Origin of the sequence: Pedobacter petrophilus (genome assembly GCF_009674725.1) — a bacterium.
In the GTDB taxonomy this organism is placed as follows: domain Bacteria; phylum Bacteroidota; class Bacteroidia; order Sphingobacteriales; family Sphingobacteriaceae; genus Pedobacter; species Pedobacter petrophilus.
Window position 1 is genome coordinate 25433 of sequence record NZ_WKKH01000007.1, and the last position, 22596, is coordinate 48028.

General features: G+C 40.6%; 20 protein-coding genes. 9 read left to right on the top strand and 11 right to left on the bottom strand.

Annotation, left to right across the window (positions count from 1 at the left end):
* A complete protein-coding gene (locus GJU39_RS06335) occupies positions 1–975 on the top strand; it encodes a LysR family transcriptional regulator (RefSeq protein ID WP_154279856.1) in 975 nt (324 codons plus the stop codon).
* A gap of 191 nt (positions 976–1166) precedes the next feature.
* Here the strand turns inward: GJU39_RS06335 and GJU39_RS06340 are convergent, their stop codons facing one another.
* The 5 genes from GJU39_RS06340 to GJU39_RS06360 form a co-directional block, all read right to left on the bottom strand.
* Positions 1167–4229: a beta-L-arabinofuranosidase domain-containing protein gene (locus GJU39_RS06340; protein WP_154279857.1), complete on the bottom strand. Its 3063-nt coding sequence runs from the start codon at positions 4227–4229 to the stop codon at positions 1167–1169.
* 574 nt (positions 4230–4803) lie between these two features.
* Positions 4804–5427: a class I SAM-dependent methyltransferase gene (locus GJU39_RS06345; RefSeq protein ID WP_154279858.1), complete on the bottom strand. Its 624-nt coding sequence runs from the start codon at positions 5425–5427 to the stop codon at positions 4804–4806.
* Between the two features lie 156 nt (positions 5428–5583).
* Complete coding sequence (locus GJU39_RS06350) at positions 5584–5832, bottom strand: hypothetical protein (protein ID WP_154279859.1); 249 nt, start codon at positions 5830–5832, stop codon at positions 5584–5586.
* Positions 5833–5984: 152 nt separating this feature from the next.
* Entirely contained in the window at positions 5985–6443 is a 459-nt protein-coding gene (locus GJU39_RS06355; RefSeq protein ID WP_154279860.1) for a GNAT family N-acetyltransferase, read from the bottom strand.
* A 289-nt stretch (positions 6444–6732) separates the two neighbouring features.
* Entirely contained in the window at positions 6733–7584 is an 852-nt protein-coding gene (locus GJU39_RS06360; protein ID WP_209437596.1) for an alpha/beta hydrolase, read from the bottom strand.
* 194 nt (positions 7585–7778) lie between these two features.
* Here GJU39_RS06360 and GJU39_RS06365 point away from each other — a divergent pair, with 194 nt between their 5' ends.
* Together GJU39_RS06365 and GJU39_RS06370 are read left to right on the top strand one after the other, a co-directional pair.
* Positions 7779–8540, top strand: coding sequence for a DUF72 domain-containing protein (locus GJU39_RS06365; protein ID WP_154279862.1), 762 nt, complete (start codon positions 7779–7781; stop codon positions 8538–8540).
* Positions 8541–8712: 172 nt separating this feature from the next.
* Positions 8713–9906: a DEAD/DEAH box helicase gene (locus GJU39_RS06370; protein WP_245227704.1), complete on the top strand. Its 1194-nt coding sequence runs from the start codon at positions 8713–8715 to the stop codon at positions 9904–9906.
* A gap of 190 nt (positions 9907–10096) precedes the next feature.
* On the opposite strand, the gene GJU39_RS06375 is transcribed toward GJU39_RS06370, so the two are convergent.
* The gene (locus tag GJU39_RS06375; RefSeq protein ID WP_167515655.1) at positions 10097–11158 is read right to left on the bottom strand and encodes a sensor histidine kinase; all 1062 of its coding nucleotides are present in this window, start codon (positions 11156–11158) and stop codon (positions 10097–10099) included.
* A gap of 95 nt (positions 11159–11253) precedes the next feature.
* Between GJU39_RS06375 and GJU39_RS06380 the strand changes: the two genes are divergently transcribed.
* The gene (locus tag GJU39_RS06380) at positions 11254–11403 is read left to right on the top strand and encodes a hypothetical protein (RefSeq protein WP_154279865.1); all 150 of its coding nucleotides are present in this window, start codon (positions 11254–11256) and stop codon (positions 11401–11403) included.
* Positions 11404–11406: 3 nt separating this feature from the next.
* Here the strand turns inward: GJU39_RS06380 and GJU39_RS06385 are convergent, their stop codons facing one another.
* The gene (locus GJU39_RS06385) at positions 11407–12147 is read right to left on the bottom strand and encodes a LytR/AlgR family response regulator transcription factor (RefSeq protein ID WP_154279866.1); all 741 of its coding nucleotides are present in this window, start codon (positions 12145–12147) and stop codon (positions 11407–11409) included.
* Between the two features lie 549 nt (positions 12148–12696).
* On the opposite strand from GJU39_RS06385, the gene GJU39_RS23400 reads away from it, so the two are divergent.
* The 4 genes from GJU39_RS23400 (at position 12697) to GJU39_RS06400 (ending at position 18945) form a co-directional block, all read left to right on the top strand.
* Positions 12697–12867, top strand: coding sequence for a hypothetical protein (locus GJU39_RS23400; protein WP_167515656.1), 171 nt, complete (start codon positions 12697–12699; stop codon positions 12865–12867).
* Positions 12868–13746: 879 nt separating this feature from the next.
* Positions 13747–14358, top strand: coding sequence for a TlpA family protein disulfide reductase (locus GJU39_RS06390; protein WP_167515657.1), 612 nt, complete (start codon positions 13747–13749; stop codon positions 14356–14358).
* The gene (locus tag GJU39_RS06395; protein ID WP_154279868.1) at positions 14355–17591 is read left to right on the top strand and encodes a SusC/RagA family TonB-linked outer membrane protein; all 3237 of its coding nucleotides are present in this window, start codon (positions 14355–14357) and stop codon (positions 17589–17591) included. Before GJU39_RS06390 ends, GJU39_RS06395 begins: the two co-directional genes overlap by 4 nt.
* 10 nt (positions 17592–17601) lie before the next feature.
* Entirely contained in the window at positions 17602–18945 is a 1344-nt protein-coding gene (locus GJU39_RS06400) for a RagB/SusD family nutrient uptake outer membrane protein (protein WP_154279869.1), read from the top strand.
* 44 nt (positions 18946–18989) lie between these two features.
* On the opposite strand, the gene GJU39_RS06405 is transcribed toward GJU39_RS06400, so the two are convergent.
* The 3 genes from GJU39_RS06405 to GJU39_RS06415 form a co-directional block, all read right to left on the bottom strand.
* A complete protein-coding gene (locus GJU39_RS06405; protein ID WP_154279870.1) occupies positions 18990–19292 on the bottom strand; it encodes a hypothetical protein in 303 nt (100 codons plus the stop codon).
* A 117-nt stretch (positions 19293–19409) separates the two neighbouring features.
* Entirely contained in the window at positions 19410–19853 is a 444-nt protein-coding gene (locus GJU39_RS06410) for a MauE/DoxX family redox-associated membrane protein (protein WP_154279871.1), read from the bottom strand.
* Between the two features lie 154 nt (positions 19854–20007).
* Complete coding sequence (locus GJU39_RS06415; RefSeq protein WP_154279872.1) at positions 20008–20595, bottom strand: cyclic nucleotide-binding domain-containing protein; 588 nt, start codon at positions 20593–20595, stop codon at positions 20008–20010.
* Between the two features lie 319 nt (positions 20596–20914).
* Here GJU39_RS06415 and GJU39_RS06420 point away from each other — a divergent pair, with 319 nt between their 5' ends.
* Positions 20915–21145, top strand: a complete 231-nt coding sequence (locus GJU39_RS06420) for a hypothetical protein (RefSeq protein ID WP_154279873.1) — start codon at positions 20915–20917, stop codon at positions 21143–21145.
* Here the strand turns inward: GJU39_RS06420 and GJU39_RS06425 are convergent.
* On the bottom strand, positions 21142–22296 hold the full coding sequence (locus GJU39_RS06425) for a hypothetical protein (RefSeq protein WP_154279874.1): 1155 nt from the start codon (positions 22294–22296) through the stop codon (positions 21142–21144). The two genes, GJU39_RS06420 and GJU39_RS06425, sit on opposite strands and share 4 nt — an antisense overlap.
* Positions 22297–22596 lie beyond the last annotated feature (300 nt).

Sequence of the window (22596 nt, forward strand, 5' to 3'; positions counted from 1 at the left end):
ATGCACATAAAGAAAATAATAAAATTTATCCATCTTCATAAAAATATTTATGTTTGCATCATGGTAAATCTGGAATGGTACAGAACATTTAAAGCGGTATATCAAACAGGCTCACTCACTGCTGCATCCAAAATTTTATTCATTTCCCAACCTAACGTAAGCCAACATTTGTCTGCCCTTGAAGCACACGTAGGCAAACAACTTTTTGAAAGAAAGCCCCGTTTAGTATCAACAGATTATGGGAAATTGTTTTATACCCAGATTGTGGAGTCTTTAGAAAAACTCGAAGCGGTAGAGTCGGCTTTCAAGGCGATTTGTAACAGCCCTAAACTTCCCAGCCTACGGATTGGTACGGTTAAAGAATATTTTCAGGCAGTATTATCAAAATCCCTGATGGAGGTGCCTGCTGAACTGCTGATTTCTTTTGGACTGACTAAAGAACTCATTTCCCGTCTTATTAAAGGGGAACTGGATTTTGTAATTGCTACACAAAAAGCAGATGATAAAAACCTGGTTTATGAGCCGGTTTTTGAAGAGACTTTCGTAATTGCGGGTAGTATAGGAATAGATACCGCTGCTTTTAACAAACTGGTTAAGGGAAAGGACTGGAAGCTGGTGGAAGACTGGTTGCTGAATCAAACATGGTTTGCTTACAGTTCTGATCTCGCTATGATTCGCAGATTCTGGCTTAAAAATTTCAAAAAGCGGCCGGCAATCAGACCGCATTTTGTCATCCCAGATATGCATGTCATTTTAAACGCCCTGGGCAGTAGCACAGGGCTAACCATTACCGCAGATTATCTTTTGAATGAAATGCTGGTAGAAAATAAACTGAAATTAATATGGAAAGGACAGATTCCAACAGATAATACCTTATACCTGGTTTATGATCGTGCTAAAGTAACTGCACAACAGTTAAAACTGGCTCGCATGCTTTTGAAGGATGGTTCAGCTCGTATTCCTAGTCAGGTGTAACCCCATATGGCTTTACTAACTGCTGTAATAGGCAATTTAATATGCTTCCGCACTATTGCCAAATAATTGCAGTTGCGTGGATTGTTGTAATAACATCGTTTTTGAGCAAATAGCCCACTTAATTTGCGTGGGCTTGCCGCTACATTGTCGCTTAATAGCTCATAAGATAATGGCACCGGCTATTAAAAATTCTATTTCAAAGTCACGTCCAGGTATACCGAATGGCGGCCATAGGTTTCGTAAAACGGTTTAAAAACTACATCACCAATGGTAAACTTCAGCAATTTCGGATCACCCTGAATTGATTTGCTTAAATCATTCGCATCTAAAACCACTTTCCGCCAATCTTTTCGCGCTTCAGGCTCTTGTGCAGCCAGTAAGATCGGGCCATAAAAAAGGCTGGCGATATTTTGTTGATCCATTACCGGATCCAGGTGAAACTGAAAAGGCATTTGTAAGGTAACTACATCACCATCTTTCCAGGTGCGGTTTATTTTAAGGTAAGTACCTGGTGTTGCCTGAATCTTCTGCAATTCGCCATTAATTTTTACAAAAAATCCTTTGGTAGCCCAGCCTGGAACACGCACATTCAGGTCAAACTTCCCATGTCCTTTTATCATTAAACGGGTTTGATCTTCATTGGGGAAATTGGTGGTTTGTTCCACCACAATCTGGCGTTCAGTCCATGCTAAAGTAGAAGGGATAAATAAATTTACATACAGGGCCTGGTTATCTTTGCTTCTGAAATAGATAGAGTTTTGCAGTTTCGTGCTGCTTTCTATAGCCGTACCATTGCAGCAGGTAAAGCCAGTCATATCTGCATTGCTGAATTGTTTGCTTGAGCCCGGTCTGAGTGGAACATGGTAGGTATTTGCGGGGCTATCTTCGGCAACGGAGGCGAGGATATGATTGTATAGTCCACGTTCGTAGTAGTCCATCAGTTCTGCCCGCTGATCAAAAAGAAACAAATCACCCGTTAATTTTAACATGTTGTAAGTGGCACAGGTTTCGTTTTGTCCGCCTTCAGAAAAACCATTTTCATAAAGTGTAGAAGGCTGGGCAATAAAACATTCGGCATTTGCCGGGTTTCGCGCTCCGGCAACGCCACCAATGCTATACATATAGTTATTCACCATTTTGTACCAGAAATTATCGGCCACTTTATAATAAGCGGGATCGTTCGAAACACGGTACATTTCTATGCTTCCTACAATTTGAGGGATATGTTGATTGGCGTGCAATCCACGGAAAAGATCTACGTTTTTCGCCAGGCCATTAGAATGGGCGGTATCGCCGTAAAACACTTTAATGTTATCAAATAACCGCGCAGTTTTCAGGTGATTTGGATTTCCGGTAACGCGGTATAAACGCGCCATCGATTCATTCATTCCGCCAAATTCACCAGCAATGTAGGTGTTCCACATTTTAATCAGCGTTTCCTGAGGCAGCTTGTTTAACCGGGCATAAACCCAATCGCCCATATTACCCGCAATTTCGAGTGCTTTTTTGTTCCCGCTCACTTCATAAACATCCAATAAACCCGCTAAAATTTTATGTAAGGTGTAATATGGTGCCCAAACCTGGTTTTTCTGCCCACCATATTTGGCTCCGTTTTCCAGCATAATAAACTGATCAGGAGGGTAGGCACTAATGAAGCCGGTTCCCCAGTTCCAGTAATCATTTCTAATACCTGCTTCACTCAGGTCTGAATCGAAGGCCGCCTTGCCCGGCCCAACCGGTACTGCCGTAGGGTCTGCTATATATTGGTCGCCTGGTTTTTTAGGCTTTCCTGATAATTGTGATAATGCGTAAAGTGAATTAATCATATACTCCATTTTTTTGGAGAAATTTTCGTGCAATTCCTGGTCGTACCCTGTACCGGCATAAGCCTGTGCAATGGCAGAAAGGTAGTGGCCGGTTGCATGGCCGCGTAGTTTGGTATCTTCACTATCCCAAACGCCCAAAGGTTTAGCGCCTTCCGGTTGCTGCTGACCGAATGCATGGCGAAACATGTATAAAAAAGAGTTCGGGTCTGTTTTGGCCAGGGTTTTAATAAACTTATCTCGGTTTTCAATAAACTTGGTATCGTGCCCCTGCACGTTCGATTTTAAAGAGACCTGATCTAAATGAAACGTTTCCAGTTTCAACGCAGGTGTGATCGTTTGCTCAGCTGGTTTTATGGTTACAAATGCTTTCGGCTGGAAATTTGTTCCGGCAACGCGCCCGGTAATGGTCATTTTTCCGGGCTTCAAAACAGTAGAATTGTCTGTTGGAGCAGGCCATATTACCTGTACATCCGGCCCTTTTAGTTTATTACGGTAGGTTCCCGGTATATGCCCCGGCAATCTGGGTAAATCTCCTACCTGAGTGGTTACTTCTACATCTGCTACCTGTGTAAGGTATGCGTTGTAAAGCTGTGCTTTTGCTGGCGAAAACTGCGGCAAATCGTCTTCTTTCTTTTCCGTTGTATTTACTGCAGCTGCCTGCAATCCGCTTTGCGCATTGCGATAAATTCCAGCTACCTGGTTTCTGCTGAGCGGAACGCGGTAAATCCGTAAATCGTGGAGTAAGGCATTTAAGTTGGGGTTGCCGGTTGATAGGGATTTTCCAATATAAAGGGTGTTTTTCCCGCCGGCAGACTGATCAAAAATTTCTGATAGCACTACCGGACTATTTTTAGTTTCTGCTACAGGTTTACCATCTAAATAGGTAACAATAGCTTTGGAAGGAACATCCACCACGACCGTAAAAAGCACCCATTTATTAAGTTCAGGCGCCGGAGCAAGGGCGGTATAGGTTTTTGCCTTCGTTGCCACCGAAGCCTGGTAACCTTCTTTTTCTTTGGTACCCACCGGCGCCGTAAAAAAATGGTTTGCTGCATCTTTACCAAAATCGAATAAATGCTGGCCACTTTGTTTGGAACGCAGGTAAACCCATCCGGTAATACTGATGGATTCTAAATCTGTTAACACGCCCGAAGGGATGGTCAGGAACGATGCCTCACCTCCGGTTAGCGATAGTACTTTACCAAACCGGCTATCGTTGATAAACTGAGCGGTACCTTGAATCTTCCCATGAAAATTATTTCTGGACCAATCCCTCACATCGCCATTAAATAAATAACGTGCGCTTAATCCGGTTTCCCCGATTCCATCTAAAATTTGGTCGCCATTTTGAGCCTTAACGGTATTTACGCCGCCAAGCAAAGCGATAAAAAGTAAGGTGGCGTGTAAGAATTTGTAATATATTTTCATAGTTAAATCTGCTAAATCAAGGTATTGGTTTGCTAATTTATTTTAAAACTGGCCATCAAAGCAGGAGAAATGAAATTCACACCCAAACCGGTGGGTTCATTACTTAAAAGCCAAAAGCTTTTTTATCTGCTTTAATATGAATTAAAATATAGGCAAAACACCATTACTGATGAATACCGATAAAGTTAGCAAGAACCCGAGTGTTTCTATAAATCTTTTTTAGCCGATTGCCGCAAGATATTAACATGTATGTACTGCCCTCATCATTACCCAAAAATCAGGTAAATAAAGGGTGACCATTAATGGGGGATTTAGTCTGGTTTGCGTATGATTACCTGTAAAGGCACGTAAAGGGCCGTTTTCCAGTTACCAGACCATGTGGCATGGCAAACGCACACCCCATTTGAAATGGCGGGTGATGGATTACCTTAGTATAGCCATCACCAGTTCTGCCCGTTTTATTCACGAGCAGCAGCCCGCGCTTTTAGAAAAGCGAAACCTATCGGGTATACATTACCGATTGGGCTAAAGTCTATAATTAATTTATAACACAGACCGGCTTCCACCAATTCGACTAGGGTTTAAAAATACAGATTCGCCATTTCTGGCCACTTTCATTTTGTACTTCTTCCCAATCGATAAAAGTGTAGCGATCGGTTAATCTTTTCCACAGTTGTGCATGTTCAGCATAATAAAACATTGATATGATTACGCGGCCACCAGGATTTAAATTTTTGGCAAAGCAAGAATCTAACTGTTCAATTAACCTGCTAAAATAGTAAATACACTCATTAAAGATAATCACATCAAACTTTTCATCAGGAGTCGAGATGTTAAAATCTGCCTGCACAAAGCGATATGGTGGAAATTTATCCCTGGCTTCTGCCACGGCATTTTCTGCAATATCAAAGCCAAGATAATTTTCCGGCCCTTTAATGTAAGGCTTAAGGTAGTGGAATAAAACACCCTGGCCGCAACCTGCATCAAGTACGCTGCCACCGCCATACTGGTTGTAAAATTTCACAATACTTTTATAGTGCAGGGCTTCCGTATCCGAATAAAGATAATCCCATGCACCGTTTTTGAACTGTTCTTCCCAAACATTTTTGCCTACAGGACTACCGAAACCAAACCGGTATAAAAACTTTCTGATGAATTTCTGCCTGAAATAATAATAAACCTTTTCTGCTGTAACCATATTCGCTATAAATCAGCCGAATATATCGAAACATTTGGGTATTTAATCCTCATTGCATTAATTTATCAACGGCAGCAATCGAAAGATTTAGGCTTTAGCCCGATTATTGAACATCTGACTCCTATTTCTTCAAATTGATAACCTGAAGCGTTTCATTTAATTTTTAATCAGGGCCGCTATCTCTGTTAAAACTTTCTGACTAAAAGAATGTCTGCCCTGCATCCACCTATTCAACTCCTCCGGATTAATATCCAGGGGAATAGCCAGCGCATTCAAATCAATCTTTCTTTCAGCTAAAACCGCAGCAGCCTCACCGGCAAGGTTCAGGTTCCGTTGTGTTAGTTCTGCTATAGCAGGATTTCCGGTTTCCTCCAGCCAGATGGAAACGAAGTCATTTTCCTCCATTGTGTTTTCTTTTCGTTGTATGGGTTACATCATGCGCATTTGATATCAAATGCACAATTTGGCTGCGAATTTAAACATTATGGCTAAGATCACAAGGCGGCACAATCAGTTAGGCCGCGTTTCTAATCAATACAGCTTCAGAATCCGGTTAATTATTCCTCGTCTTTTTCGCAGTGTTGCCGCAATTGCTTGGGCCCCTGTGGCCAGATAAAGGCTGTGGTTTGTCTTTTCCAGCCAAGGCCCTTATAAAAATCGTCTGCGCCGGGCGCTGCACTAAGGTTTACAAAATGATAATTTTCCAACAAATTATTTAAAGCCGTTACCAGATATTTGCCTAATCCTTTGCCCTGGCAGGCAGGGTCTACTACAATGTCGGCCAGCATGGCGTAATACCTGCCATCGCCTATGGTACGGCCGAAAGCAATAATTTCCCCTTCGTGGTAAATAAAAATGGTGTTTGTGCTTAATTTGAAAGCTTTTTCTATTTCAGCTGCAACCCGGTGCTTCCAGTTTACCAACTGGAATAATTGAAGAACGCGTGGCCAGTCTATGCTTGTTAAATCCGGATCAAGAACGTATTGATAGGCAGGATTTTGGGTAAGGTTACTCATCGCGTTGTTCCGTATGGATTTGTTTTGTAAGGTGTTTAACAAAATGATAATGGTATGATTCAGATCAGATAACTAAATAAAGAAGCAAAAGTTTAAGTAATTTTTAACTTAATTGATCAGGGGATTGCGTCATATTCATGCAGTGAAAGAAAAACTGAAGGCGCTAACAGAAAGGAATCGCATCTCCATCTAAAAACCTGCCAACTGCCCGTTCATTCCCTTAAGCTAAAAATCTGAGTTGCCGTAATATCCGTTAAGTAATGCTCCGGTTAAATTTTATCGCTGGCCTTTATTTTTTTTTAGGGTATAGCGCTCTAAAAGCGTTAAAAACCGCCTGGTGGGTAACCGTAGCATGATCTTCATCCGGTAGGTAATTGAAAAATACATTTACAGTTTTAGATAAGCCATTTTTTATTTTCTTTGCCAATAACTTGGCATCTTTTTCCATGATGTGGTTTTTAGAACCATCTATAGATCCTTCCTTGCCAACGCCAATATAAACATGGGTAGGGCTGGTGTAGCCGCTATTCAGAATGGCTGGCTTTTCCCGCAAAAGATAACCGTCCCGCCACCATAAACTCGGACTAATGATGATGTATTTGCTAAAAAGCTGAGGTTTGGTAAATAAAATTTCTGTAGCCAGCAAGCCACCTAATGATTGGCCGATAATGGTATTGTCTTTATTGCCTCCAAATTTCTGGTCAATATGGGGCTGAAGTTCTTTTTCTATAAACGAAATAAACGGTGCAGATCCGCCATTTTTGGGGATTAACTTTTCATCACTTTTGCTACCGCCCGGCGAAGTAAAATTAAACTTTCGGTTCGTATTGGCAATCCCCACAACAATCGATTTTGGAATCCTGTTTACCCAGGGGAAAGTATTAAACTGAACAATGCCGGCAACATGGATAAAATCTTCGTCTGCCGATCCATCCAGTAAATAGATTACCGGGTATTTTAACTTACTGTTGTAACCCTCGGGCAGGTAAATGTTTAGCGTCCGGTCTTCTGATAAGATATCAGAATGAAACACTTCTGTTTTCCCCAGAATAAAGCTATTGTTAACCGGCTGATTAACGATGTTCTGTGCTTTGGTACCAAAAATAAAAAGGAGGAAGAAAAATGTCGGCAGTAATTTCATATTCATTGCAATAAAATGCAAATATACCACTACAAATCCTGTTAACCAGCCCGGGTAGCAGAAATATCAAATTACGCAGGGAATTAAATCACCCGTAATGGCCTTGAGGCATTTCAGGCGCTGTTGGTGCGTTAGCCGGGTACCGCCATCATTTCCTGCCAACAATTGCTAAGTTTCCATTGTTATCTGGTTATATGGATGCTACATTTAACCACTATTATTCCGGCACCAGCGGGCTGTTGCTGCCTGTTCCCAATAAACTCCATTATCCGGAAGCGTTTCAGGATAAATCGAGGTTATGCTATTACGCCTCGCTAATGGATACGATTGAAATTAACAGTAGTTTTTATAAGATCCCGCTTTCGGCTACCATGAAAAAATGGGCAGCAGATGTGCCGGATCATTTCCGTTTTACCTTCAAGCTTTTTAAAGAAATTACCCATCGTAAAGATCTTGCTTTTGATGAGGAACTGGTTTCCAGGTTTTTCGATGTAATTTCCAATGTACAGGATAAAAAGGCTTGCCTGTTGGTACAATTTCCGCCAAGCATCAGGATTGAGCATTTTACCCGGCTCCGGTATTTAATGGCCGTGCTGCGTGAAAATGACCCGGATAGGGAATGGAAGATTGCGCTTGAATTCAGGCACCTGTCTCTTTATGTAGATGAGGTATATGAACTGCTGGATGAGTATCAGCTGGGGATGGTGATCCATGATAAAACACCAGCCAGTTCGCCGCTTCGCGTATCGCATCCCGATTTTATTTATCTCCGTTTCCATGGCCCCGGCGGTAATTACCGGGGAAGTTATGAAGATGATGTAATGTATGAATATGCCGGTTACGTTGCGGAGTGGCTTGCAGAAGGGAAAAAAGTATTTGTCTATTTCAATAACACCATGGGCACTGCACATGCCAATCTCCACACCCTGAAAGCATTTGTACGGAACATGAGTTAATAAATTTATTTCTGCCAAACCAGGCTGCCAGCCCATACCATTAAATTTGCCCGGATGAGGGGAATGCGGCTCAGGCCTGGCGATTCCAGGCAATCTGTTTGTCAATTCCCCGGCCTGCACCGGGCGGTTTCCGGAGCGGTTTTACACCGCTAACTACGCTTTATCTCAGGGAATGGTGCAGGTAAAATCTCAAAATGCCGATTTTTGCTTATTTTTAGCCAAAATCAATAATATGTCATTCACTACGCTGGGTTTATCACCAGATTTATTAAAAATATTATCAAATCAAAACTTTGCTTTACCTACGCCCATTCAGGAAAAAGCCATTCCAGCGATCTTAAACCGGCAAGATGTTTTAGGGATTGCCAAAACAGGTTCCGGAAAAACGGCCAGTTATGTATTACCTATACTCATGAACCTGCAAAAAGCAGCTGAGCTTAAAAACAGGCATGTTCATGTATTGGTTTTAGTGCCTACCCGCGAATTGGCTGAGCAGGTTAAAGCTGTTTTCCAGGCTTTTAGTAAAGGGCTTGCTGTACCGGTTAAAACCACAGCCGTTTTTGGAGGGGTTTCTATCAATCCGCAAATGACGGCCCTCCAGAATGTAAATGTGCTGGTGGCTACCCCCGGGAGATTATTAGATTTAGTAGATTCGAATGCCGTGCACCTGGGCAGTATCGAAACTTTAGTGCTCGATGAAGCCGATAAAATGCTCAATCTCGGCTTTAAGGATGAGGTAGACCGGATTATTTCCCTGTTGCCGGTTAAGCGTCAGAATATTTTGTTGTCTGCTACGCTCAATGCCGATCTCCGGTTAATTCACCAGGTGTTGTTAACAGATCCGGAAGTCATCGTTATCGAAAGTGAAGAAGCATCACTAGCACAAATTAAACAGGTGGCTTACATCGTTTCCGATGAAAAGAAAGGTCCCTTTTTACGGTATTTAATTAATCATCACGAAATGAAACAGGTGCTGATATTTGCTTCTGCTGTGCACACTGCAGATGCCATTGTAAATAAACTTCGTAAAAATAATTTCGATGCAAAAGCAATTCACAGTAAAAAGAGCCAGGGGGCCAGAACCGAAACCCTATACCTGTTTAAGTCTGGTAAACTCCGGATTTTAGTTGCAACCGATTTAATGGGAAGGGGGATTGATATTAATGAACTTCCCTTCGTTGTCAATTATGAATTGCCAAGGTCGCCCAAAGATTATATTCACCGGATTGGCAGAACCGGTCGCGCCGGAAGTATAGGTGAAGCGATTTCCCTGGTTAGCCCTGATGAATTGTCTCATTTTGAAGTCATCCAAAAGAAAATGGGTAAAGAAGTTGAATTAATTGATAGCGGCAGCGTGTTAAAATAAAATTAAGACAGGGGTAAGCTTGATGCGATAGCGCTCCATTGTTTGCGCCCGTTTATAACGTTGGGGTATATCACTGCAATTCTATCGCTCATTATATCGTCACAGACGAAGCGGTATTCCATGCTCGTTCGGAAACGAGTATGAGCTTAGTAATGAACGGTTCAGGAAGTGGCTTGTTTCGATGAATCGGCTATTGCATAGCGATTTCAATCAGTACCTGAAAGTATTGGTCTTTTTGTCCATAAGTAATCCTGGCATTGTTGCCATAGGTATGCAGTAATCGCTGTTTAATATTGTTCAGGCCTGTATGAAATCCGGTATCATTCAGGCCGGTATTCACTAAATTACTTGTTCTGATGGTAAATACTCCGTTGTTTAAGTGGAGATCAATTTTACCAGGATCAGTTGAAACGCTGAGGTTTCCGTGTTTAACCATGTTTTCGGTGAGGCTTAATAAGGCTAGAGGAATAATTTTTGTTTCCTCAATTCCTTCATCATAATGGAAATCTATGTATAAATCTGGCTGTTTGATTCTACTTAGCTGGAGTAAGTTTTCCACCTGTAATATTTCTGCTTCCAGGTTCATGATGTTTGGACCATGTTCGCACTCCAGCGCATACCTCATTAATTTAGAGAGGTACCTAACTGCTTCAGCAGCTCTTGGTTCGGATTTATGAGTACTATTATAGATATAGGTAAGGGTGTTGAATAAAAAGTGTGGATTAATCTGTGCTTTTAAATAAGAGTTTTTTGCATCTGCAAGCTCTATGGCAATCTGTTTTTCTTCCAGTTCTTTTTTGATAGCTTCTTTTTCCAATGCTGCGGTAAGCTGTTTTTGCTGGATGTAACGCTTTACAAAATAATAGGCAGTTCCAAACAGGATAAAATATATGCCCCTCCATAATGCTCCGAATATAAATTTCCAATCTATCGTTACGTTTTTTAGATTAATAGGTGCGGTCGAGGTTAAAGTCAATTGGTCTGCAAGGTATGCTATGATACTAAAAATAAAAATTTCTATTACAATAAGTGCCGTTAGTTTGAAGTATCTCGGTTTGCTGCCAGCCAAAGTCTTTTTTAGGATCAGATCTGAGTGAATATAAAATAAAGAAATGTTGATGACGTAGTGCATGCAATACACCAATAGCGGCCCTTTTATATTCAGGATCAATACAACCAGAAAATATTCATAAAGAATGAAAATAAACCATGAAATAATGTGCCATTGATAGTTTTTTAACCAATTTTTCATTTTGTTTTTTAAGTTAAAATTTCGCTTCACATAAGTCAGAATTGGCTTCGCGTAAGTTGATCTTTTTAAGTATTTCATCGGGCTAAGTTTCTTTTATGAAAAGAATAATCGACTTAAAAAAAAGCAGAAAAACAGCCTTTGTTTTTCGCTCAATCAGAACTAGACTTGCCATCCAGACTGATCCTACAACCAGTACAATTACGGTTGTAACAACGTTTACCACTCATTCACCTGGTGGTGACTAACAGTTAGAGTCTTTTGGAGGTTAGAATATGCTGACCTACATATTCCATAAAAGCTGTTTTGTATTGCGGGCTCATTAGCACTTCGTATTTACCAAGATCGATCTTATGGCCATTGATTTCCTTGACGAAACCAGTGTTAATCATATACGACTTATGTACCCGGTAAAAGTGTTTGTTTTCATTTAACCGCTCTTCCATTTCCTTAATGGTCATGTACACCGAATAGTTGTTGTTGGTGGTGTAAATATGAACGTGGTTATTTGAGCCCTGTAAATAAATAATATCGGCTTTTAGTATTTTGGTAAGTTTGCCTCTTTCTCCATTAGTTCTGAGGAAAAATGCCTTATCGGTTTCGCTAACCACATTTTGAGCATCATAATATTCTGTCACAATCTCATTTACCACTTCTGCAAAGTCGCCAATATTAAAAGGTTTCAAAAGATAGTGTTTCGCCCTTACTTTGAAAGCCTCCATTGCATATTCAGGGTAGGAGGTGGTAAAAATGATATTGTGACATTTATGTTTAAGGTTGTCTGCAAGCCTAAGACCAGACATCGCCGGCATATCAATATCCATAAAGATGAGCTGTTTGTCGCGTTCTCTGCTGATGTCATAAAGCGCCTCTACAGGTCTAGTGTAGGTTTTATTAATTTTTAATCTTGGAATCTCCGCAATATGATGTTCCAAAATGCTGATTGCTGTAGGGTCGTCATCAATGATGATGCAAGAGATAAAGTTTTTCATGATGTCATGATTAGGTTAAACAATTTAAATAAAATATTCTTTTCCGGAATGTTCTCAAAATCAGTTAGCGAAATACTGCACTGGCAACTAAATGGTTATATGATTTTTAATTTATGATAATAAATAAACTTTAAAATTGTATTCAGCCGTTGCTTTTAAAACAAAAAAATGCAATTAAACTGAAACAAATAGTCTTCAATTTTATTATTCTCCAAAAGTGTAATGTACGACGATTTAAAAATACATTAATTAATGAGATTAATTGACGACTATTACTTACTTGTTTTGCTTCTTTTGATATAATTTATTATATTTGAGTGATATAAAAAGGTATTAATAAAAGAGTCTCGGCTACCAAATTCTCACAATTCACAGCCAACGAGACAATAGAATTAATGCCTATAGTGATATTTTGCGTACTTTTATACGTACTATAGATCTATAGGCTCTATTGTAAACCCGTTGGCAAGGCCGTGAGAAGCCTGGTAGAACGGTATTTAGAGCCTACTATAGTGCTCTTCACTCCTCCAGGGCTCATAACATATAGTTATGAGAAAACAGAATCTAAGTCAGACTAAAAAGTTCAACGCTGCTGAAGCGACAAGAGTTTTTTATGGCTTCTTTTTACTACACCGTTTTCCTCATACATTTCTTCATCTATCCTTGCCAGGTTTTTCATTTGACTGGCTTTATGCCTTAAAACCTAAAAATCCTGAATAACTAATCTAGGCAGGCTAACCTTTATGGTAATGATGAAATAGGTACTTTATTGTTAGCTTGCCTTTCTCTTTTTTGATGGATCATTTGATCCTGTCTCCCTGTAGTATATCCCCAAATAGTTTTGATTTTGTTTAAAAAATAAATGGCTTTGCTGTAAGGGGATTGGTATGTCCTGATTTTTCAGGTAGGATTTTTTCCTGGATGTGAACATCGTCCGCGAAGGATGTTGCATCTATGGGTAGGGGCTGCTATGGATTTTATTTCCGGCTGTCCCTGCTTCTGACTCTTATTTATTTAATATATCGTAACCAATGATGAAGTCTGATCAACGTTATCTGCCACTTTTTTTTCTTTGTTGGGCCTTTCTATTTGGTCCTTTTGTATTGCTGAGTGTTTTTAAGAATCAGCGAAACGAAAAAGCAGCTGAGGTTACGGCTTCTGGTTACAGGGCTGTTAAATATACTCAAAGTAGGAGACAGGTTTTCAAGACTACAAAATCTAAATGGGATACAGATAGGAGGCAATGCTTTATCAGATTTTCTTTTGTGCATTGCTGTAGGGAGGCAAGGTCAACAACGCTTTATTGGTTAAAGGAAAACCAACAAGCAACACCTGAAGAGAGATAGACAATTCCGTAGGATTGGCTGTATACATTGAAGCCTTAGTCGCTTGTCTGAACCGCTGATGTTTACTCCTCTTATTTAACCTATTCACTAACTATAAATCTATCTGGCCATTACCGTACAGAATGCTCCTGTCGCTTCTTTGAAATGAATGGTGCTAAAAAAGGCAATTCTCAAAGCAGGCAAGGCTTCTTAAATGTACTTTCCAAGACCTTCGTGTCAGTGTGCTATGCATGTGGACAGACTTACCAAATTAATGATGATTAAAAATATATTCTTTTGTTTACTGGTGCTTTTAAGCACTATTGAAGCTGTTTCTGCGCAATCCATAGTGCAGAATAAAATTTTTCCTGTTCCGGTAGGAGGGCAACTTCCTAAGTCTTTCTGGACTTATAAGCATTCCATGTTACAGCAGGGAACCCCAGGTGCGTATTCGCTTTATTCAGATAAAGGGAAATTAATTATTCTGGATTTTTGGGCTACCTGGTGTGGCTCGTGTATTAAACGGTTTCCGGAATTGGCTGAAATTGAAAAGGCATTTCCCGGAAAGGTGAGAGTGCTATTGGTTAATTCGGTAGGCACCGGAGATACGCAAGAATCGCTGATCTCAAAATTCAAATCCGGATCCAAAGCTTTTTCGGCAACAGCGTTATCAGTGATAATCGCTGATACGGTTTTTCTCCGGACTTTTCCACACCAGGCGCTTCCACATTACGTATGGATTGCCGACGGTGGGGTGCGGGCAATAACTACGGCTGAACTTTTAACCGTTGAAAATGTCCGATTACTCCTTGAGCATATGGATACTTTGAATAGCCGAAGGAAAAATATCGATGCATTAAGAACTAAAAATAAGTTAAGACGATGAAACGGATAAATAGCTTTTACAAAAAACACGAGAAAACAAGTTTCTTGCTCTTAATTTCGATATTTATACTGTTAATAGTGAGCTTATGCCTGTCTGCAACAGCACAAGAGCGCCTGAATGGAATAGTTTTAGGCGTAGACGGTAAGCCGCTTGAAGGGATTACTATCCGTTCTAATAAGGGTACCACGACAGTCTCTTCAAATGAAGGTGAATTTTCGCTCCCTCTTGGAATGGGAAGGCACAAAATTAGCTTTTCGCGGTTAAACACTATTGAGTTAGACACCGTTATATCGATACCTTTCAACGGGATGTTTAAAGTTACACTCGCATTGGATGATCGGCAGTTGCAGACGGTTGAGGTGAGCACCGGTTATCAGCGCTTACCTAAAGAACGGGCAACCGGTTCTTTTGCCCAGGTGTCTGGCAAAATGCTTGCCGAACAGGTAGCTACAGATATTATTGGCAGGCTGGAGGGAATGGTGAGCGGATATAGTGTAGACCGCAAGAGTAACGGAGGTGGAGGGTACGGAATCATCATCAGGGGGATTAGTACCCTTCGTGGAATCCGTGCACCGCTGATTGTACTCGATAATTTCCCTTATGAAGGGGATATAAATAACATCAACCCAAATGATATAGAAAGTGTTACCATACTAAAAGATGCAGCTGCTGCTTCAATCTGGGGTGCCCGGGCAGGAAATGGGGTGGTGGTAATCACCTCTAAAAAAGCTAAATTCAATGCGCCACTAAAGGTTTCCTTTTCAGGAAGTTTTAAGGTCACAGATCAACCCGACCTGTTTTATCAGAATAAAATTGGTGTGGGAGATTTTATAGATGTTGAAAATTATCTTTTCGACCAGGGATACTACAATAATGTAGAAACAGCTGCAGATAAGTTTGCACTTTCAGAAGTAGTAGAGCTGCGTATTGCAGCAAGGGATGGACGACTTTCTGCACAGGAAACTGCAAGGCAAATGGATCTCCTCAGGGGATACGACTTGCGTTCAGATCTTAACCAATATGTGTTTTCTAAGGCAACAGCGCAGCAGTATTCATTAGGTTTAAGCGGCGGCAGTGCAAAGAGGAACTGGTTAGTTTCTTTCGGAGCTGATCGAAACACAGGGTCGTTAGGTAATCCATTTAACAGGTATAGCCTTAAGGCTGAGCAAAACATTAAGGTAACAAATAAGCTGATGCTTGGCGGAAGCTTAATGTTGACACATTCTCTCACAGGGAGAGGGAGGGAAGATGTATCCGGCTTAAATACCTCAACCGGCAGCCTTCCGCCTTACACCCGCCTGTCAGATGGAGATGGTAATCCGCTTGCAGTAATGAGGGATTACAGGGCTTCCTATCTTGCTAATGTTGGTGGTGGAAACCTTCTAGACTGGCAGTATTTTCCGTTGGAAGATTATAAAAGTGTTACCGGTGCCAATAGGGTTAACGCTGTTTTGGCATCGTTCAGAGCAGGTTATCAGCTTATGGATTGGTTAAAATTGACGGCAAGTTACCAGTTCGAGCAGCAGGATAGCCAGAACAATACGAATTATCTGGAAGGAAGTTACTTCACAAGAAATCTCGTTAACTTATTTTCTACTGTTGATGCAAACGGAATATTTAAAAGAAACATTCCATCCGGAACGATCAGAGATCGTGGGCTTTCCCTGCTTACGGCACACAATGGTCGTGGACAAGTTGATATTAATAAAACATTTGGCCGCCATTCCATTGTTGGCCTAGCTGGTGCAGAAATCAGGAGCACTGCTGTGGATGGAGAAAATAAACGGGTTTATGGTGTAAACGAGTCGACGCTTACTTCGGGAGTAGTGGATTATGTAAACGCTTACCGAACTTTTATCAACGGTGCAAATGCTTTTGTGCCTAATGTAGATAGCTTCTCAGGTTCGATATCTCGTTTTGTTTCTCTTTTTGCCAACGCGGCCTACACTTATGATGAACGTTATACGGTTTCGTTAAGCGGAAGAAGGGATGCTTCCAATTTATTTGGGTTAGCCACCAACGACAAGTGGAACCCGCTATTTTCTTCAGGGCTGGCCTGGAATATCAGTAGGGAAAAGTTTTATAAATCTGCTTTGCTACCGCTGTTGAAATTGAGAATGACATTTGGAGCCAGTGGAAATACCGATCCGAAAGGATCTGCCGCCACTTCCATCATTTTCTCCAGTATTAATTCACCTTACACCCAATCACCCTATGCAATCTTTAATAATTTTAATAACCCGGAGTTGAAATGGGAGCGGATTTATATGTTTAATGCCGGGCTTGATTTTGGTTTCAAAGGGGACAGGATAAAGGGAAGTGTTGAGGTATTTAGAAAAAAATCTATTGACCTTTTGGCCCTAAACCCCATTGATCTAACTGCAGGAATCGGGTATACGGTAGTTAAAAATTCAGGTTCTATACAAGGAGATGGTCTGGATTTGGAGATCAATACCATAAATACAACCGGGAAATTTTTATGGTCTAGTGACTTTTTCTTTAATTATTATAAAGATAAAGTAGTCAAAAATTATATGGGGGCTTTTAACGGGCGTGGGTTGGTAGCCGGTAATCTTTCTTCCGCAGGGATCGTTGGTTATCCGTTATTCAGCATGTTCTCTTATAAGTGGGCAGGCCTTGATCCGAAAACTGGCGATCCGCAGGGGACACAGGCAGGTGTAGTGAACAAAAATTATTCTTCATTGATCGGTACTTCGCTGCGTTTGGAAGATATGGTGTATCACGGATCAGCACTTCCTGTTTTTTCCGGAGCACTGGGAAATAGTTTCTCTTACGGCCGCTTTAATGCCAGCATCAGGTTAAGCTACAAGCTGGGCTATTATTTCAGGAAGCCATCCCTAAGTTATACATCACTTTTTGTTGGGCGGAACGGCAATGGAGCATTCGCCTCACGTTGGCAAAAGCCGGGTGATGAAAGTTTTACGGATGTTCCAAGTATGGTTTATCCTGCTTCATCCAGTAGAGATGAATTTTATTTTGGATCGGAGGTAAATGTACTCAAGGGAGACCATATACGTCTTCAGTATATTAATATTGGCTTTGATATTTTAGGTCATAATACTAAAAATAAATTCCTTTCGCAGGCAAATATTTTTATAGTGGCTTCCAACCTCGGGATTATCTGGCGGGAGAACCGTGAGCATATAGATCCGGATTTTGCCGCTATTCCTGACCCGAAGAGCATTGCAATCGGTTTTAAAACTAATTTATAAGCATAACACCATGAAAAAATACTACTATATTATTCTGCCTTTGCTTTTGGCACTGGCTTCCTGTAAGAAATTTTTGGAGGAGAAATCAGATAGTTCGATTGCCCTCGCCGAAACCCTGGCAGATCAACAATCACTTTTAGATCATTACCAGGTGCTTAACCAGGCAGATGGGAATGCTGCGGAGATAAGTTCGACCGATTTTTACCTCACCGATACCGATTTCTTGTCCAGGCTGGAGAATGAACGAAACATGTATACCTGGCAACGGACGAATATCTTTTTGCCAGAGATTAATGAATGGGGAAATAATTACAGGGCCGTTTACAGGGCCAACAGCGTGATTGAGAATCTTGGAAAAATACAGCGGAACACTGCAAATACCTCCCAATGGGACAATGTTAGTGGTCAGGCTCACTATTATCGCGCAAAGAATATTCTTAAGACCCTATTTGTATGGGCTCCTGCTTATGACGCCGCCTCGGCAGCACAGGATCTGGGTGTTCCGCTCAGAACCGGTTCAGATTTCAATGTACCGTCAGTCCGGGCAAGTGTAGAAGAAGGGTATTCACAGGTGATTTCAGATCTAAAGGTTTCGATACGGCAACTGCCGCCCGTTGCGGTTCACGTGATGAGGCCATCAAGGGCGGCGGCCTTTGGTCTTCTTGCCAGGACCCTGGTAACCATGCGAAGGTACAGCGAAGCTTATCTTTACGCCGACTCTTCGCTACAGCTAAAAAGTAGTTTAATGGATTTTAATACGCTCAATGCAGCCGCTACGCTGCCCATTCCACAATTTAATGTTGAGGTACTTCATGATAGTTACTTTACCGGTGTTCCGTTATCAAACGTAAGGGCGAAGACTGATCCTCAACTCTTTACCCAATATGAACTTAATGATCTGCGTAGAACTGTTTTCTTCAATGATAATAAAAACGGGACTTATGGTTTTAAAGGAAGTTATGAGGGATTCACTACATTTTTTGCCGGGGTGGCTGTTGATGAAGTTTTACTAATCAGAGCTGAATGTCTTGCCAGGCTGAACAGGCTGCCCGAAGCCTTAGCGGATCTCAACAAACTTCTTCGAAACCGTTATAAGAGAAATACATTTATTGACAGAAATAGTTCTAACCAGGACGCGGTTATTGATATGGTACTGAATGAACGGAGAAAGGAGCTGTTAATGAGGGGATTAAGATGGGCAGATGTGAAACGGTTAAATAAAGAAGGTGCGGGGATTAGTTTGACAAGAACTGTAAACGGGAAAACATATGTTCTTGTACCCAATTCCTCTGGATTTGTGCTACCTATTCCAGAATCAGTAATTGAAATTTCGGGCATGCAGCAAAATCCGTAATCGGAAAAGGTGCCAGGCAATCTGCTACCTGGCATCTTTCCATTTTAATCTCTGGTTGATCTGATTTCTGGCGAAGCCATTACTTTCTCAGCAGTAGGGTTACTTTGAAGATAAGATGAAAGCGATCCTGTTACTTCGATAGTGCAGGGAAGTATATCTTCCTCACTACAACTAAAAGATGGTGCTGTTGAAACAGTTTCCCAAGAGCTTTCATCTTGAATCAGACCATTATCTGTTTTGTAATGATACAGGGTTCCAAAAGTTGAAGCAGTGAAAGCACTTTGAGTGATAATAAGGCCGAATCCTAATACAAGGGCTACAAGACCTGAATTGATTTTTTTTAACATGTTATTTAGTTTGAGTTTCTGCTTATTTAATAGGGCTTAAGCAGTTGGCCCATCTGTCCTCTTCGGTGGCCGTCGGACTTGGTTTAGTTGGATTAGGGCTAGCCGGGCCCTTTTTAGTTAAACCTCTTTGTCACTTGCCTCCCGCTTTGGTTTAATAAATAGTGAACTAATTGCTAGCATTAAAAAAACAAGGTTAAATAGGAGGTGGCCTTTCCATCCCAGCGCACGGATTACTCCACCACAACTACAGGGAACGTTTGGAAAATATCCAATAATAATCAGTAACACATAGCCTGTAAAGGTGGAAATAAGTAAAAGGGAGAGTATTAGTCCAATTTTGTTTGTTTTTGGAAACAATAATAAGATTACGGCCAATAATTCAACAATAGGTAAAATGTACATAAGTACAACTGATATTTCAGCGCTAAATACCTGGCGGTGCATTTCCATCGTATAGGCTCCAAAGTTAGCCAGTTTGCTTCCTGCGGTGTAAGTCCATAGCAAGATAAATGCTCCGGAGATCACCTGTGATGCATAATATGAATACCTAGTGCCACTCATTATTTAAGTTTTTTTATTCAAAGTTGGCGTTTCCGGGATTTTGGATATCACATCCAGGTGGGAAAAAGGCTGTTATTGCTCAATTGTGAGTATATCTAAATGGGACATTATTAACTGCAGTGATTCTTTTTTAAGTCATTGAGGTTCTCTCTCATCATCTTGATTTTATTCCTTTCGTTCTCATTGCACTAAGCGTAGAGGGATGTACACCGAGGTATGTGGCTACGTTTTTTACTGCAGCTACATTAAAAATATTAGGAAAGTAGTCCAATAGTTTATTTAACCGTTGATGTGCATTAAGTAACTTGAGGTCTGAAAGCGCATTAATGGTCTGCGCCCAGGCTTCAGCGCTAATGGCCATTTGTAGGGGAATGGCTTCGCGAAACAATTTATGAAGGTTAGCAATATGCTTCTCTGGAATAAAAAATAAAGTGGAGCTTCCGAGAAATTCTATGAAAAGGTTTCCTTTAAAGTGGCTGGCAATGGGTTGAAGATCAGGAATTACTTGTGTGGAATTTAGAAAGAGTATGGTCACCTCCTGTTCGCTCTCTGTATCGTAAAGAAAAAGCCTGGCGCTTCCCTTTCTTAAATAACAATATCCGCCTAAGCTGGTATCTGATGCGCTAATTTTTTCCAATCCATCAAATACAGTCTCCTGAAGGGTGATTTTCAGATAGCTTTTTAAACCTGGTGAAAGTTTTTGATAGGCTGATAGTGTCTGTAGGTATTTTTCTTTTTCCATAGCATGTCAGGTATTTTCAAAAAATATGACGCTTAACTTTTTGGGGTTGCTGGAGGCGCAACCTTTAGCAACCCTTTTATTTTTCTGCTGGAAACGATAAAAGCATAGAATCTGTTATATTTGGAGCATGAAATAAAGTATTTTAATTATATAATATTGTAGCAATAGCTATTTTACTGTTTTAGAAAACCGCGAAATTTTCAGAAGACACAGGGAAAAATAGATAGTTGCCTACGCTATGCGTGGGTGCCTGTTTATCTTGTGTCTAAGGCTCTTCGCGGTGCCTCTAAAGCGGATAGCGGGTTAACCCACGTTTTTTATGGATCATTCTGTCGAATCAAATCTTTTTCTTTTAAACCTTCCTATTGTTGAACTGCCTTTAAGCGAGGAATTTAAACTGCGTAGTAAGGTAATGGGCTTTTTTACCTTACAGGATATTTTAACCGATAATCTTAAGGAACTGCACACAAGGGATAACTATTCGGAACGCTGGTATTTTGAATTTGTAGATTTTCTTCAAAGGAAAGAACTGATTTATTTACTCGGCTAGCATTTGTCCTGTGCCAGCGCCAGCATGGTTACAATTTTTTCAATTACTTTTTCCATATCGCTATCTCTGGTTCTGTAATAAGCGTTTTTGAAGCTCTTCTCTGATATTTTCTCTGTTTCCACACTGCTGTAGTGCCTGGTTACGTATTGATGAAGCACTTTCGGGCTTTTCGAAAAAATAATATTAGCCTCAACCTGAAGTTGAATAAAAATGGCCAGCTGGCGGACGGTAAAGGTCACTTGGAAATTTTTCTCCAATAATCCTCCGGAGCTGAGGTCTTCAGCGGTCAATTCAATAGCATGTAAATAACTAAGTTCAGCATCCAGGTATCTTTGAATAGCATCTTCTATAATTGGCAAATTCACGTCGTAGGGTGAGGTCGAAAGCTTAAATACCTGCTTAAATATTTTCTTTAAAAAACTTAGCATCTGGCGCTGATCATTAATATTATCGCACTCTTCAAGTGCTTCGGTAAAATACCGGCAGCAGAAATGGTAGAATGCCGGGTGATTAAAACCTAGTGATACGATGACGAGCACGATATCGAGTGTTTCAATTTGTTTATCAGTTGCATCACACCATTCGTTAAGCTGGTTGAAAAAATCTTTAATATAAGCTGACTGCTGGTAAGAAAAGGTCTTTTTTGGGTGTAGCAGCTGCCGAAAAACAAGCTGAAAGCTTTCTATGGTCTCGCTATCAACATCTTTTTGTTTGAGTTCTGCTGCAAATTCTTCAATCAGCTCCATTAACTTTACGCGTAAACTTGTTAATGCACTTAGATTTAGCAACATGCTATAATTGAAATACAAAGGGAAATCTGATTCCAATGAAGCCAGTAGATCCAGAACGGTATTTTTACAAATACTTAACCTTTCGTTCTTTAGAAAATCAAGGCTAGATAATGGAATGTCCTTCACGATTGTTTTTTCCAGCTTATTTAGCAACGATGTGAATTCCTGCTGATATTTTGTAAAAGCATATTTACACTCTTCATACTCCATTAATGTTATACTTTGTTGTATAAAGCGAAGTATTTCCCTTGATTCCTGATTTATTTCTACAAGCAACCCGGCAAGATCCTGGTCTCCAGCCGTTACCTCATAAATTTCGGTGTCAATAATCCGGCTAAAATTCGAAAGTTCATAGGTCATTTTTAATCATGAAAGTTTGGGCTAACTTATTCCAATCTTTCCTGATTTGTGTTATAACTGTGGTAAAGGCAGCATGTGGCAGGGTGAAAAGCCATTTTCGCGAGGCATAGATGTTTTTCTGGTCTCTATTCTCTATGATTTAACTGCATCCAGAAAGAATATCGATAGGGATGAATTTGTGGGGTTAAGAAAGTGAAGTTTGTAATTGACCAATAAGAGCGATTAGGTTATTGTGGTGCTTTTTTAACAAAAAGCTTACTGGAATACAAACAAATCTCCTTTCGAGGTTGAAGTGATACA

What these genes read in the sequence shown, in the direction of transcription:
- GJU39_RS06335 (WP_154279856.1), top strand. Translation starts at nt 1, where the DNA reads ATGCACATAAAGAAAATAATAAAATTTATCCATCTTCATAAAAATATT.
- GJU39_RS06345 (WP_154279858.1), bottom strand. Translation starts at nt 5,427, where the DNA reads ATGGTTACAGCAGAAAAGGTTTATTATTATTTCAGGCAGAAATTCATC.
- GJU39_RS06395 (WP_154279868.1), top strand. Translation starts at nt 14,355, where the DNA reads ATGAAACGGATAAATAGCTTTTACAAAAAACACGAGAAAACAAGTTTC.
- GJU39_RS06370 (WP_245227704.1), top strand. Translation starts at nt 8,713, where the DNA reads ATGGTGCAGGTAAAATCTCAAAATGCCGATTTTTGCTTATTTTTAGCC.
- GJU39_RS06340 (WP_154279857.1), bottom strand. Translation starts at nt 4,229, where the DNA reads ATGAAAATATATTACAAATTCTTACACGCCACCTTACTTTTTATCGCT.
- GJU39_RS06355 (WP_154279860.1), bottom strand. Translation starts at nt 6,443, where the DNA reads ATGAGTAACCTTACCCAAAATCCTGCCTATCAATACGTTCTTGATCCG.
- GJU39_RS06375 (WP_167515655.1), bottom strand. Translation starts at nt 11,158, where the DNA reads ATGAAAAATTGGTTAAAAAACTATCAATGGCACATTATTTCATGGTTT.
- GJU39_RS06385 (WP_154279866.1), bottom strand. Translation starts at nt 12,147, where the DNA reads ATGAAAAACTTTATCTCTTGCATCATCATTGATGACGACCCTACAGCA.
- GJU39_RS06415 (WP_154279872.1), bottom strand. Translation starts at nt 20,595, where the DNA reads ATGGAAAAAGAAAAATACCTACAGACACTATCAGCCTATCAAAAACTT.
- GJU39_RS06365 (WP_154279862.1), top strand. Translation starts at nt 7,779, where the DNA reads ATGGATGCTACATTTAACCACTATTATTCCGGCACCAGCGGGCTGTTG.
- GJU39_RS06350 (WP_154279859.1), bottom strand. Translation starts at nt 5,832, where the DNA reads ATGGAGGAAAATGACTTCGTTTCCATCTGGCTGGAGGAAACCGGAAAT.
- GJU39_RS06360 (WP_209437596.1), bottom strand. Translation starts at nt 7,584, where the DNA reads ATGAAATTACTGCCGACATTTTTCTTCCTCCTTTTTATTTTTGGTACC.
- GJU39_RS06410 (WP_154279871.1), bottom strand. Translation starts at nt 19,853, where the DNA reads ATGAGTGGCACTAGGTATTCATATTATGCATCACAGGTGATCTCCGGA.
- GJU39_RS06425 (WP_154279874.1), bottom strand. Translation starts at nt 22,296, where the DNA reads ATGACCTATGAACTTTCGAATTTTAGCCGGATTATTGACACCGAAATT.
- GJU39_RS06400 (WP_154279869.1), top strand. Translation starts at nt 17,602, where the DNA reads ATGAAAAAATACTACTATATTATTCTGCCTTTGCTTTTGGCACTGGCT.
- GJU39_RS06405 (WP_154279870.1), bottom strand. Translation starts at nt 19,292, where the DNA reads ATGTTAAAAAAAATCAATTCAGGTCTTGTAGCCCTTGTATTAGGATTC.
- GJU39_RS06390 (WP_167515657.1), top strand. Translation starts at nt 13,747, where the DNA reads ATGATGATTAAAAATATATTCTTTTGTTTACTGGTGCTTTTAAGCACT.
- GJU39_RS23400 (WP_167515656.1), top strand. Translation starts at nt 12,697, where the DNA reads ATGAGAAAACAGAATCTAAGTCAGACTAAAAAGTTCAACGCTGCTGAA.
- GJU39_RS06420 (WP_154279873.1), top strand. Translation starts at nt 20,915, where the DNA reads ATGGATCATTCTGTCGAATCAAATCTTTTTCTTTTAAACCTTCCTATT.
- GJU39_RS06380 (WP_154279865.1), top strand. Translation starts at nt 11,254, where the DNA reads ATGAAAAGAATAATCGACTTAAAAAAAAGCAGAAAAACAGCCTTTGTT.